Source organism: Streptomyces sp. BRA346 (assembly GCF_052851135.1).
The window spans coordinates 1-11,987 of the sequence record NZ_JAIWIH010000082.1 but is presented as its reverse complement, the minus strand read 5'-3'; the positions used below and the strand labels follow the sequence as shown (position 1 = coordinate 11,987).

General features: G+C 69.8%; 15 protein-coding genes and 2 pseudogenes. 11 read left to right on the top strand and 6 right to left on the bottom strand.

The window, feature by feature from the left end:
* The first annotated feature begins 432 nt into the window (after positions 1-432).
* Entirely contained in the window at positions 433-1,632 is a 1,200-nt protein-coding gene (locus LCH29_RS42900) for a lactonase family protein (RefSeq protein WP_446467106.1), read from the top strand.
* Here LCH29_RS42900 and LCH29_RS42895 read toward each other — a convergent pair.
* The 3 genes from LCH29_RS42895 to LCH29_RS42885 all read right to left on the bottom strand — a co-directional run bounded on the left by LCH29_RS42895 (position 1,559) and on the right by LCH29_RS42885 (position 3,061).
* The gene (locus tag LCH29_RS42895) at positions 1,559-1,906 is read right to left on the bottom strand and encodes a thiamine pyrophosphate-dependent enzyme (RefSeq protein WP_446467108.1); all 348 of its coding nucleotides are present in this window, start codon (positions 1,904-1,906) and stop codon (positions 1,559-1,561) included. The two genes, LCH29_RS42900 and LCH29_RS42895, sit on opposite strands and share 74 nt — an antisense overlap.
* A 266-nt stretch (positions 1,907-2,172) precedes the next feature.
* Positions 2,173-2,718 (bottom strand): hypothetical protein, encoded by a 546-nt coding sequence (locus LCH29_RS42890; protein WP_446467105.1) that lies wholly within the window; start codon positions 2,716-2,718, stop codon positions 2,173-2,175.
* Complete coding sequence (locus LCH29_RS42885; protein ID WP_446467104.1) at positions 2,603-3,061, bottom strand: thiamine pyrophosphate-binding protein; 459 nt, start codon at positions 3,059-3,061, stop codon at positions 2,603-2,605. The genes LCH29_RS42890 and LCH29_RS42885 overlap by 116 nt, the downstream gene beginning before the upstream one ends.
* 226 nt (positions 3,062-3,287) lie before the next feature.
* Between LCH29_RS42885 and LCH29_RS42880 the strand changes: the two genes are divergently transcribed.
* The 7 genes and pseudogenes from LCH29_RS42880 to LCH29_RS42850 all read left to right on the top strand — a co-directional run bounded on the left by LCH29_RS42880 (position 3,288) and on the right by LCH29_RS42850 (position 7,575).
* Positions 3,288-3,422, top strand: coding sequence for a hypothetical protein (locus tag LCH29_RS42880; protein ID WP_446467103.1), 135 nt, complete (start codon positions 3,288-3,290; stop codon positions 3,420-3,422).
* Between the two features lie 631 nt (positions 3,423-4,053).
* Positions 4,054-4,404 (top strand): hypothetical protein, encoded by a 351-nt coding sequence (locus LCH29_RS42875; protein ID WP_446467102.1) that lies wholly within the window; start codon positions 4,054-4,056, stop codon positions 4,402-4,404.
* Positions 4,395-4,601 (top strand): hypothetical protein, encoded by a 207-nt coding sequence (locus tag LCH29_RS42870; protein WP_446467101.1) that lies wholly within the window; start codon positions 4,395-4,397, stop codon positions 4,599-4,601. Before LCH29_RS42875 ends, LCH29_RS42870 begins: the two co-directional genes overlap by 10 nt.
* A gap of 129 nt (positions 4,602-4,730) precedes the next feature.
* Complete coding sequence (hpnR, locus tag LCH29_RS42865) at positions 4,731-6,242, top strand: hopanoid C-3 methylase HpnR (protein ID WP_446467107.1); 1,512 nt, start codon at positions 4,731-4,733, stop codon at positions 6,240-6,242.
* A gap of 125 nt (positions 6,243-6,367) precedes the next feature.
* Positions 6,368-6,534, top strand: a pseudogene (locus LCH29_RS42860) (NADH-quinone oxidoreductase subunit A); the annotation flags it as partial.
* Between the two features lies 1 nt (position 6,535).
* Positions 6,536-6,958, top strand: a pseudogene (locus LCH29_RS42855) (proton-conducting transporter transmembrane domain-containing protein); the annotation flags it as partial.
* A 125-nt stretch (positions 6,959-7,083) separates the two neighbouring features.
* Positions 7,084-7,575 carry a MarR family winged helix-turn-helix transcriptional regulator gene (locus tag LCH29_RS42850; RefSeq protein ID WP_446467100.1) on the top strand — a complete coding sequence of 164 codons (492 nt, stop codon included), beginning with the start codon at positions 7,084-7,086 and terminating at the stop codon, positions 7,573-7,575.
* Positions 7,576-8,206: 631 nt separating this feature from the next.
* Here the strand turns inward: LCH29_RS42850 and LCH29_RS42845 are convergent.
* Together LCH29_RS42845 and LCH29_RS42840 are read right to left on the bottom strand one after the other, a co-directional pair.
* A complete protein-coding gene (locus tag LCH29_RS42845; protein ID WP_446467099.1) occupies positions 8,207-8,365 on the bottom strand; it encodes a hypothetical protein in 159 nt (52 codons plus the stop codon).
* A gap of 69 nt (positions 8,366-8,434) precedes the next feature.
* On the bottom strand, positions 8,435-8,794 hold the full coding sequence (locus LCH29_RS42840; RefSeq protein ID WP_446467098.1) for a zinc finger domain-containing protein: 360 nt from the start codon (positions 8,792-8,794) through the stop codon (positions 8,435-8,437).
* 89 nt (positions 8,795-8,883) lie between these two features.
* On the opposite strand from LCH29_RS42840, the gene LCH29_RS42835 reads away from it, so the two are divergent.
* Positions 8,884-9,321, top strand: coding sequence for a VOC family protein (locus tag LCH29_RS42835; protein ID WP_446467097.1), 438 nt, complete (start codon positions 8,884-8,886; stop codon positions 9,319-9,321).
* Positions 9,322-9,374: 53 nt separating this feature from the next.
* Here LCH29_RS42835 and LCH29_RS42830 read toward each other — a convergent pair whose 3' ends face one another.
* Positions 9,375-10,916, bottom strand: coding sequence for a SulP family inorganic anion transporter (locus LCH29_RS42830; RefSeq protein ID WP_446467096.1), 1,542 nt, complete (start codon positions 10,914-10,916; stop codon positions 9,375-9,377).
* Between the two features lie 361 nt (positions 10,917-11,277).
* On the opposite strand from LCH29_RS42830, the gene LCH29_RS42825 reads away from it, so the two are divergent.
* Together LCH29_RS42825 and LCH29_RS42820 are read left to right on the top strand one after the other, a co-directional pair.
* A complete protein-coding gene (locus LCH29_RS42825) occupies positions 11,278-11,691 on the top strand; it encodes a MerR family transcriptional regulator (protein WP_446467095.1) in 414 nt (137 codons plus the stop codon).
* 103 nt (positions 11,692-11,794) lie between these two features.
* The coding region (locus tag LCH29_RS42820) for a chloride channel protein (RefSeq protein WP_446467094.1) at positions 11,795-11,987 on the top strand (193 nt) is incomplete at its 3' end.

Here is an 11,987-nt window from a genome sequence, read left to right as displayed (position 1 = left end):
TGCCCACCTGGACGTCCACGGACGAGACCGACTCGGCGGCACCCTCCACGAGTACCAGCGAGCGGCCTGAACTGCGCGGATGATTTGTCGGCACCCACAGATCCGCAATGGGCGTTTCGCCACCAGGTAAGGCGGTGACCATGCGCAGCGCCGCCGCTACTGCGCTTTGGGCAGCTGAGCCCTCGCTTGCGCCCGGCAGTCACCATGGCCCGGGGGATACGCCGTTGACGATGTCGGCGATAACGCTGCCACTAGGTGCCACCGCCAGCACCGGCTGTGCCGCCGTCGAGGGTCGACGGCGACACGGGCGGGAGGCGCTCAGCGGTGTTCGAGGTTCTTACGAAGAGGTGACGTGGACTACGAATCCCCTGTGGCCACCCTGGCGGCTTCGGAGGATGGGCCCTGTCGTAACCCTACGAGGAGGCAACAGATATGAGCACGCGCCGCAGGACCCGTACGAAGAGCCGGGTGATCGGCCTATCCGTAGCCGTGACCACGGTGGCGGCTGCCGTGGCGACGTTCAGCCTGGCCAACGCCAGCGAGGAGACCGCCCCGACCGCAGCCGGGGCGGACCACGCGGTGTTCGTGCAGGGCAACGAGGTGTCCGGCAACACCATTCATGCCTTCAAGCGCTCTGATAACGGAGAACTGACCGCCGCCGGAACGTACAAGACCGGAGGAAAGGGGGCGGTCGCCACGGGCGCGCCCACGGACGCGCTGGCCTCCCAGGGGTCCTTGGTGTACGACGCGCGCCACCAGATGCTCATCGGTGTCAACGCGGGCAGTGGGTCAGTGACCTCGTTCAGCGTGTCCGGTCAGAAGCTCTCCGACCGCCACTCGGTCTCCTCGGGTGGTGACTTCCCGTTGTCGGTCGCGGTGTACGGCGATACCGCCTATGTGCTCAATGGCGGTGGCGAGGCGTCGGTGCAGGGCTTCACCATCACCGAAAAGGGCCTGAAGCCCATGCCCGGATCGAAGCGGTCGCTGGGCGTCAAAGGCCCCGCGGTGCCGGTTTTCAGCGACAATCCCGCGCAGGTCTCGTTCACGCCCGACGGCAAGAACCTGGCGGTGACTATCAAGTCGACCAACTCGATAGAGGTCTTCCCCGTCGGGTCCGACGGTTCGCTCGCCCGGAAGGCGGTCTCGAACAAGTCGGAGGGCAATGTCCCCTTCGGCTTCACCTTCGACCAGGGCGGCCGGATGGTCGTCACCGAGGCGGAGAAGTCGACGGTCAGCAGCTACGAGGTCGGGTCCGACGGCAAGCTGGCCACCGTATCGGCTGCGGTGCCGAACGGACAGAACACGCTGTGCTGGATCCAGGCCGCGGGGGGCTTTTTCTATGGCGCCAGTACCGGCAATTCCGCGGTGTCCGCTTATCGCGTGGACTCCGACGGAAAGGTCGAGGTGGTGGCCAAACAGGCGGTGCCGCTGTCGGCCGACTCCCGTGGGGCGATTGACATGGCAGCCTCTGCCGATGGCGCGTTCCTCTACGTCCAGAACGGCACGACGGGCAACATCGACGGGTTCCGGGTCGAGGCCAACGGGAAGCTGACGCTGGTCACCAAGGCCACCGACGGCCTGCCCCGTTTCTCCGCCGAGACCGGTGGCATGGAGGGCATCGTCGCGACGTGACCCTCTCCGCTGTCCGATCGCACCACGTCCCTACAGGCGGTCGCGAGCGGCGTCCCCCAGGGTTGAGCCGCTTGAGCCCGACGTCGGCTTGGATTGCTCGGCATTCGGCCTGGGCGCTTCCCCCGCGCCCAAGCTCGTTCATGCCGCTCGACTGGAGGGCAGCGTCGCCGACGGGGGCTATGACCGGGAGTTCGGGGAAGGCGAGGCGGGCGGCGACGGCGTGGGGAACAGACGCTCCGGGCGTAGCCAGACGTGCCGAGAGGGCCGCACGCATTCCGGCGCGGAGCTCCAGGTGCCGGGCCCACCAGTCAATGGCGGATCCAGAGTCGGTGACGGCGACGGCCCGGTCCGGCAATCGAGCGGACAGTTCGGCGACCACGGAGCGGGGATTGATCGCCATGCCGAAGAACCGGTGCGCCTTCGAGCGCCCCTCCGCACGCCACTCCCGGACGGCACGCCGTACACCCGCGCGCCACCCGCGGGCGGAGGTGCGACGCAACAGCGGGACGAGGGTGTCCAGTGCCGAAACCACATCGCCGGTCACCCGGGCGGCAGGCGGCCCGTCGAGGCCTGCCCGGGAGCTACCGGCATCCGCGTCGACGGTGACGACCCGGCGCGTGCCGGTGTCCGGTACCAGCCGGTGTCGAAGTCCACCGCACCGACCAGGAGCAAGGTGTCGCAGTCGCGGAGCAGGGCCGCGGCGACCGCGCTGCCGAACGGGGCCGCCACCCCGGTGAGGCAGGGTAGGTCGTCGGGGAGGACGTCCCTGGCCAGTGGCGTCTTGGCGATGCCCGCTCCCAGGAGCTCGGCCACCTCCATGACCTGGCCGGCCGCTTCGGCGGCGTCCTGTCCGACGACAATGGCGACTCTGCGGCCCGCGTTCAGAAGGTCGGCCGCGCGGTGTACGTCCCGTTTACCGGGCGGGCGCGTCGGCGGACGGCGGTGTACGAGGGCGGAGACGGCTTCGGCGTCACGCGGTGCGCGGGGCGCCCGGGACTCGAGCACCGAGGGGGGGGGAACGATCAGCGTGGTCACGCCTCGTTCGGTGAGCGCTGCCCTGAGGGCGCGGTCCAGCGCGTCCGCCACGAGAGCCGGGTCGGAGACCACAGTGCGCGGACGCCTCGGCGAAGAGGTAGGTGGCCCGGACGGCGGCCCGTCGGCCGCCGCCTGCGGGTGGCGGCTCCTGCCCGATGAGGGCCACCACCGGCTGGCGGTCCAGCGCGGCGTCGTACAGGCCGCTGAGGAGGTGGAGTATGCCGGAGCCGGACGAGGCCAGGCAGCAGCCCGTCCGTCCGGTGAGCTTGGCGTGGGCGCATGCCATGAGCGCGGCCGATTCCTCGTGCCGCACGTGGACGAACTCCGGGGTTTCCCGTTCGCCGGTCAGAGCGGTGACCAGGGGGTCCACGTCGTGGTTGGCAACGCCGAACACCCGGTCCCCCACATCCGCAGGCGTGCCGCAAGGAACTCGCTGACCCTGGCCACGTGCACCTCCCGCACAGTAGGCAGATGGTCGTCCGGCCCGGGTAGCCCGCTACCCGGGCCGCAAACCGCGGCCTGATCGCCTTCGCACCCAACAGATGCCACCTCACCGCAACCGCCAGCGGCGCTGTTCTTCCCCCCCGGTGCCGTTTCGGTGGCGCGGGCCGGAGGCACTCGTGCCAGGCTCGGAACGGACAGTCACCTGGTGCCCGGGGCGTGACAGCGGCTACGCCGCGCTGGAGCGAGCGGTGGATGAGGCGGGCTTCTACGACGCGCGGGGCCGGGTGACGGCGCCGGAGTACCGGCCGTGACCGACCGACGTACGGAAGGCGGCCCCGTGCCGTTTGTCGACCTGGCGGGCCTGGGCTTCGAGCAGGGCGCTCACCTGCTGCTGCGCCGGGCCTTGGCGGGCGTGGCACCCGGCGGCGCGGTCGACGTGGCGGGGGTACGACCCGGCCCTGCCGGTGCACCTCGCGGCGTGGGCCCGTCAGGAGGGCCACCGGCTCCGGTCCGAGGACGTTTCCCCCGGCGCCCTGCTCCGGTTCCGCGTCGTACGGGGGCGGGCGGACACCGACCGGTGGTCCGGTGCGCGCCGCGCCGGAGGCCCCGGGCCGGACGGCGTCGTCGCCCGCTCGGAGGCGCACTGGGGCCTGGCCGCCCGTGGTGCCCTGGTGGAGGCGGGCGGTCCCGAACTCCACTTCGACGTGGGCGACCGCGACATTGCCTGGACCGACCTGGCGCCGCGCCTGTACGCCCACGCCGCCTCCGCCCAGTGGGACCCGCGGGCCGCGGTCGACTGGGACGCCGAATTCGAGCTGCCGGAGCAGGTCGAGGACGCCGTCGCGCAGGTGATGACCTACCTGGTGGAGAACGAGCAGGCGGCCCTGGTGCTCCCCGGCCGCATGCTCGCCCGGGTGCACCCGCAACTTCACCCGGCGGGCGGTGCTCAAGCGCGACGCCATGGGCACCTCGTCCGCCGGTGGCAGGGCCTCACTGGCCACCTTGCCGGCCGAGCCCGGCTTCTCCCTGGCGTCCTTCCTGCTGTCGGTGCTGGGAGAGGGCAGCTTCCTGAACCTGCTGGCATTCCTGGATGGGCACGCCCCCGCCCCGGTCACCCGTCGCATCACCCGGCTCGCTCGTCAGGACGAAGCCCGCCATGTGGCGTTCGGCGTGGCCCACCTGGAGCACCGGGCGGCCCTGGACCCGGCGCTGCGGCCCAGGCTCCGGGCGGCTGTGGAGCGCCGCCACGACGCACTGGCCGCCACGACGCACTGGCCGCCACGGTGGGGCTGAACCGTGATGTCTTCGACTTCCTCGTGCTCCTCGCCGCCGGGTCGTGGACCCCGGACGCCATCGCCCGTGGACACCGCGCGGTCAAGCGGTTGGAGGCGGAGATGGATGAGGGACGCCGACGCCGCCTGGCCCGGCTCGGTTTCCCGGACGACGAGGCCGCCGAACTGTCCGCCTTGCACACTCGCAACTTCATGTAGAGGAGGGCACATTTCACGTGCGTTCGGCGAAACAGCGGTCGGCCGAATGGCCCGAAGTGCGGGAGTTGCGTTTGAGGAAGCTCGCAAGGCGGATACCTCAGTGACATCCCCTCACCGGCAGAGGTCATGATGCGCCTGTTGCTCGTCCATCCCAGTGCCCTGATGTATTCGGAGATTTTCCTGCGCCTGGAGCCGCTGGGTCTGGAGCGGATCGCGGGCGCCGCTCGTGACGCAGGGCACCAGGTACGTGTGACCGACCTCCAGGTGCACTCGCACCGCGACCTGGAAGAAGAGGTCACTTCCTTCCGGCCGGAGGCGCTCGGTATCTCCCTCAACTATCTGGCCAATATCCCGGAAGCGATCGATATCGCCAGGCGCGTCAAGCAGACCCTCCCCGACTGCTTCGTATTTTTCGGCGGCCACAGCGTCTCCTTCGTCGCCCAGGAGGTGCTCGAACAGGCTGACGGTGCCGTCGACGCGGTCGTGCGAGGCGAAGGGGAACCGGCCATCGGCCCGCTGATGGAGGGGCTGCGGGACGGGAGTGTGGAGGGGGTGCCCGGCATCGTCACACTCTCCGGCCGCGGACCGGCGCCTCAGATGCTGCACAGCATCGACCTGCCCCGACCCGCCCGTGATCTGATGCGCCGCCGCAACCGGTACTTCATCGGAGAGCTCGACCCCTGTGCGTCGATCGAATTCACCCGCGGCTGCCCCTGGGACTGCTCGTTCTGCTCGGCGTGGACCTTCTACGGCCGCAGTTACCGCAAGGCGTCCCCCGAGGCCGCCGGCGAGGAGATGGCGAGTATCCGGGAGCCGAACGTCTTCATCGTGGACGACGTCGCCTTCATCCGCCCCGAGCACGGGCACGCCATCGCCGCGGAACTCGAACGGCGTAAAATCCGCAAGCGGTATTACCTCGAGACCCGCAGCGACGTCCTGCTGCGCAATGTGGAGGTTTTCCAGCGCTGGACCCGTCTGGGCCTGCGCTACATGTTCCTCGGCATGGAGGCGATCGACGCGGAAGGGCTCGACCTCTACCGCAAGCGCGTCAGCCCGGACGACAACTTCAAGGCGCTGGAGACGGCCCGCCGTCTGGGCATCGATGTCGCCATCAACCTCATCGTCGATCCGGCCTGGGACGAGGAGCGTTTCCGGGTCGTACGGGAATTCGCGCTGGCGGTGCCCGAGATCGTCCATCTGACGGTCATGACGCCCTATCCGGGCACGGAAATCTGGCACACCGAGTCCAGGCGCCTCACCACCCGCGACTATCGGCTGTTCGACATCCAGCACGCGGTGGTCCCGACCACGCTGCCGCTGAAGGACTTCTACGAGGAACTCGTCCGGACTCAGGCCGTCATCAACCGCAAGCATCTGGGGCTGTCCACGGCACTCGGCGCGCTGCGGGTACTCGGCGGCAACCTCCTCAGGGGACAGACGAACTTCGCCCGTATGTTGTGGCGCTTCAATCAGGTCTACGACCCCCGCAAGCAACTCGCCGATCACGACCGCCCGGTGCGTTACGAGCTGCCGATGCCCAAGCGGCTGGACGTCGGCGACCGCAGTCTGCTCTATGTGCACAGCAAGCCCCCGTCGCGTGGTGCCGACGCGCGACCGGCCCCGCCCGCCGAGCCCGTCTGACCGCCAGCGCGGTGGAATTGATGGGCATAAGAGCGGCGTGTTGAGGCACTCGCCCCTCAGCGCGGGGAAGGGAGGCGGGAGTGCCGGTCGGTCAAGCCTGGGAGCCGGTGCTGGTCACGCTGGGCGTGGTCGCGGCCGCTTGGTAGCCCTCTATGGGCTCGGGCTGTGGCATGCCGGCCGTGGTGATCCGTTGCGGGCGGGAGCGTTCGGTGGCGGGCTGCCTCCCGCTGAGCTCGCCGTCTCCCGGTTCCACGTGCGGTGGTATCCGGTGAGCATGATCTTCCTGGCGTTCGGCCCTGACCAACCTCGGTGCGTTCGCTGTCGTCCGCGCACTGCCCGGAGCAATGGACCTTGAGGACTTCCGAGGTCTGGTGCGCCGCCGTCCCGTCCTCGCGGTCTCCTTGGCCGTGTGTCTGCTGGGGCTGGTCGGAACTCCGCCCACGGCCGTCTTCCTCGGCAAACTCGAAGCCTTCAGCGCCGCGGTCGACGGCGGCTACGCCCGGCTCGTAGTGGTAGCGGCGGTCAACACCGTGGCCTCACTCTTCTACTATCTGCGCTGGATCGCCCCGGCGGTCTCCGGTCGGCCACAGGAACCGCTGTCCTGGGTCTCCAACCGGCCGAGCACGGTGGCCTGTGCGGCGGCGGCTGCTTCCGTCGTCCTCGGTGTGGTCGGCGGTCCTCTGCTGGCGGTCCTCGGCGGGCCACTCGCCCGGTAGCGGTGGATCGTCGCACTCGCCGAGTCAAACCCACAGCGTCACGACAGGCCCTCACATCGCCGTGGCCGCTGTCCTGGGAACCGGCCGGTGCCCCGTGCAGCGGTCCGGGACGGTAGAAAGGGCGTATGCCGCGCCGTTCCCCAGATTCCGAGTCCGACGCCGAGGCGATGGTCACCGCCCTGTTGACCGCGTCCCGGTTGCTGGTCGCCGTCTCCGCCCGGTCGTTGGCCGCGGTGGAGGATACCCTGACGCTGCCGCAGTTCCGCATGCTGGTCGTCCTCGACGGCCGGGGGCCGCTGAGCCTGTCCGGGCTGGCGGGGGAGATGGGGGTGCAGCCCTCGACGGCCATGCGCATGATTGACCGGCTGGCCACGGCGGGCATGGTCGCGCGCGGCGTCTCCGCGGGAGACCGGCGCACCAGCGTGATTTCTCTCACCAAGATCGGTCGGCGGATCGTCAGTGAGGCCACGGGGCGGCGGCGGCAGGAGATCGCGCGCATCGTCGACGCCATGCCGCCGGGCCAGCGACGCCATCTCATCGAGGCGCTACAGGCGTTCACGGAGGCCGGCGGCGAGCCCGCGGCGGGAGACGGTCCACAGGCGCACGCGACCTGGTGACGTTGGGCGGCGATTCCGGCGGTACCGGAGCGCGGCCGGGGATGCTCGCCACCGGCAGCGCCTCGTACTCCGGCATGGCGTCCGACGCCGTCTGCGCCGCGGCCGTCGCTCCGTGACGCGCTCCCGGTCCGCGGCCCGGGAGCGGGAGCACAAAGCCGCAGGTCGCAGAAGTCGGTGTGGCAAGTGGGGGTCCCAGCAGTACTCACCGAAACAACAACGGAGTAGCCCCAGACCTGCCGTAACGGCTGCACGCGCTTCACCGGGCGAGCTCCGGCTCAGCGGCGGCCGATTCCGCAGGACGGCCGCCGTCCGGCGGGCTGTTTCATGTGCGGTCAGTTATGAAACATGAGATCGGCCAGATGGGACGGGGCGCCCGTCTCCGCGCCCGAGCCAGTCGACGGTCCGGCGGTATCCCCCTGTCAACTCGAAGCCCGATACACCGATCATGTTTGCTTTGTCCTGGAACTGAGATGTGACCTTGGGGGCCGGGTCCGGGGCCGGGGCCGCATCCGGGTCCGGGGTCGGCGGAAGAGTGAGCCCTGTTCTCGTATAGCTACGGCGAGGGGAGAAGTAGCTCAGCGCGATTTCACGGCCTCTGCTCGAGTGCGGGGCACGGGGACCGCTCCGTTGCTCATGGCAGCGAAGTTGGCGTGGGCTTGTTCGACGGCTTCGAGGTATGCCTCGCGCTTGGCCTGCTCGGCGTCTCCAGGACCAGGCCGTGGGCGGTGAGGTGCTCGGCGAGCGCGGTGAGTTCGGAGGCGCCGCGGCCGAGGCGCTTCATCTCGTACACGGTGAAGATGACCCGGCAGTGCGGGGCGTGCGCCTTGACCTCCCGCGCCGTCCTCAGCGCCTGCTCGGATCAGGGGCGGACCCGTACCCGGGTGCTGATCTTCTCGCTGAAGATCTTGTCCCTCGGGATGCCGTGCTTGCTGAGCGCGTCGGGATGGGAGTCGAATTCCTGCCCGAGGATCGAGCAGCGGGTGTGGCTGATGCGGATGTCCGCGCTCGGCAAGTCCGGGTCGATCGGGGCCGACACCCGGAGCGCCTTCTTCAGCCGGGGCACCATGGTGAAGCGGCGTGTGTGGTAGGCGGAGGCGACCGCGCCGCCGCGCGAGCGGCAGGGTGAACCGGGCTGCGCGTCACACTTCGGACAGGCGTGCTGTTCGACGTCGTCGGCGTCCGACCGGTCGGCCGGAGAGAGCTGCTGAGGGCCCATCATTGGGCCCGCATTTTCGCACAAATGCAAGTCTCAGAAGGGGGTTCTTCCCACTTGTGAGTGTGGCTGCCTACTGGCCTACGATGAGCGGCATGTCGCCCGATGCCTCCCCGTCCTCCGTCTGGCCGGTCCTGCACTACGACGACACCAGGGCGGCCCTGCGCTTCCTGGTCGACGTGCTGGGGTTCACGGAGGTGGTTGCCGCACCCGATGAGCACGGTGGGATCGGGCACGCGGAGCTGCGCTGGCCTGGCGGTGGTGCGCTCGTGTTCGGCTCGACACGGCACAAGGACAGCGTGCACGGACGGATGCGGGCGGGCACCAGCGCGGTCTACGTGGTGAGCGACGACGTGGACGCGGTGCACCGGCGGGTGGTCGACACCGGCGGCGAGGTCCTCGAAGCACCGCATGAGACCCGGTTCGGGTCGGGCGCGGCGGCGTACGTGTGCACGGTGCGGGACCCGGAGGGGAACCTGTGGACCTTCGGCACCTACCGCGGCCCTTCGCCGGCGCAGGGCGTCGAGCAGTGACCAGAGGGCCCCGGCCAACGGCCGGGGTCCTCTGGTCACTGCGGCGCTGGACGTCAGTGGCTGCCGGCGAGTTCGCCGGTGAGCCTGCCGTGGAGGTCGGCGCTGGGGTCATTCAGGCCGGTGATTTCGATGGTCTTGCCGCGCTGGGCGTACTTGGTCTCGATCGCGTCCAGGGCCGCGACGGATGAGGCGTCCCAGACGTGGGCGGCCGAGAGGTCGATAACGACCTTCTTCGGGTCGCCCGCGTAGTCGAACTGGCTGACGAGGTCGTTGGAGGAGGCGAAGAACAGCTCGCCGGTGACCCGGTAGACGACCGTGTGGCCGTCGGGGTCGGTGACCGCGGTGACGTGGGCGAGGTGGGCGACGCGCTTGGCGAAGATGACTATGGCGGTGACGGTGCCGACGACGACGCCGATGGCGAGGTTGTGGGTGGCGACGACGACCACAACCGTGATCACCATGACGGCGATCTCACCGGCGGGCATCCGCTTGAGGGTCTTGGGAGCTACGGAGTGCCAGTCGAAGGTGCCGAAGGCGACCATGACCATGACGGCGACCAGGGCGGCCATGGGGATGTCGGAGACGACCGGGCCGAAGACGATGCACAGCACCATCAGGAACGCGCCCGCCAGGAAGGTGGACAGGCGGGTGCGGGCGCCGGAGACCTTCACGTTGATCATCGTCTGGCCGATCATGGCGCAGCCGCCCATGCCGCCGAAGAAGCCGGTGACGATGTTGGCGATGCCCTGGCCGAGGGACTCTCGGGTCTTGGAGGAGTGGGTGTCGGTGATGTCGTCGACGAGCTTGGCGGTCATCAGCGACTCCATCAGGCCGACCAGCGCCATGGCGAGGGCGTAGGGGGCGACGGTGGTCAAGGTGTCCAGGGTGAAGGGCACGTCGGGCAGGCCGGGCACCGGCAGCGAGGAGGGCAGTGTGCCCTTGTCGCCGACGGTGGGCACGGCGATCCCGGCGGCGACGGTGATCACGGTGAGGATGACGATGGACACCAGGGGGGCCGGAATCACGGTGGTGACCTTCGGGAAGAACACCATCAGCGCGAGACCGGCGATGATCAGCGAGTAGACCGGCCAGGGCACACCCGTCATCTCGGGGACTTGGGCCATGAAGATCATGATGGCGAGGGCGTTGACGAAACCGACCATCACCGAGCGGGGCACGAACCGCATGAGCTTGGCCACGCCGACCGCACCGAGGATCACCTGGAAGACACCGGCAAGGATGACGGTCGCGACCAGGTAGCCAAAGCCGTGCTCGCGGTTCATGGGCGCGATGACGAGCGCGACCGCGCCGGTGGCGGCGGAGATCATGGCGCGGCGTCCGCCGACGATGGAGATCGTTACGGCCATGCTGAAGGAGGCGAACAAGCCGATCGCCGGGTCGACCCCGGCGATGATCGAGAAGGAGATCGCCTCGGGGATCAGCGCGAGGGCGACGACCAGGCCGGCCAGGATCTCGGTGCGCCAGACCTTGGGGTCGTTCAGCCAGTCGGGGCGCAGGCCGCGCAGGCGCGCGGCGGGAGTCACAGCTGCAGAAGACAAGGAGATGCGTACCTGTCGTGCTCGGGCACACCCCATCGGCAGGCCGGGGCATGCGGGAAGGAGGCGCGGGGGGGGCCACCCCCCGCGGACGGCCCGCAGAGCGGGCCGGAAGTCAAAGGGACGCGAGGCGTGGCGGCGCGCGCTGGCGGCCGGGGGCTCACATCCAGGGCCGAAGGGTCACGGCGGGCAGGCGGCGGCGACCGGCGTCATGGGCTCGCGCACTCTCTCTCCTGCAAGAATCGGGTCTTCAACGGGAGCGCCATCGGCCCCGGAACGGCAGCGGCAGGGCAGCCGGGCCGCCCTCGCCGTCAACAACTCTACCCTAACGTTAGAGTGTGGACTGGTGGGGTCGCACGGGACGCGGCCGATTACCACGAGAAGGGCCAGGAGCACGGGCATGGACGCCAAGCACATGCAGATCGGCGAGGTCGCCGCACGGACGGAGCTGTCCCTGCGCACCATCCGGCACTACGAGGAGACCGGCCTGGTCATCCCCTCCGCCCGCTCCCAGGGCGGGTTCCGTCTCTACACCGAGACCGATGTCGCCCGGCTCATGGTCGTCCGCCGGATGAAGCCGCTCGGCTTCACACTGGAGCAGATGCGCGACCTGCTGGACGCCACCGACCGCCTCGACAGCGACGACGCTCTCGACGACGGCGAGCGCGAGGCCCTGATGGAGCGCGTCCGCACCTACCAGCAGACCGCCGCCGAGCAGGTGGAGAAGCTGCGGGTCCAACTGGCCCGCGCCGAGGACTTCGCCGCCACCCTGGGCGCCCGCCTGGAGCAGAACACTCCGGCCGCCCGCGTCTGAACCGCGGCGCCACCTTCCAGCCGGTGCCGCATCACCCTGCGGGCTGCGCGGGCCGGGCACGGCCGTGGCTGTCGCGGTCAGGCCCAGCTGAAGGCGGCTGTTCATGTCCAAATCGAACCGGCCGTCATGGACACTTCTGGGACTCCGCGCGAGCGTAGTGGAGCTGGCGACGCAGGGAGTGGACGGACCCACCCTTGTGCTGGTCGCCTGCGGTGCGGCGGGCGGGATCGCCGCCACGTTCAACGCCCCGCTGGCCGGGGTGTTCTTCGCCATGGAGCTGATCCTGCGGGACTTCG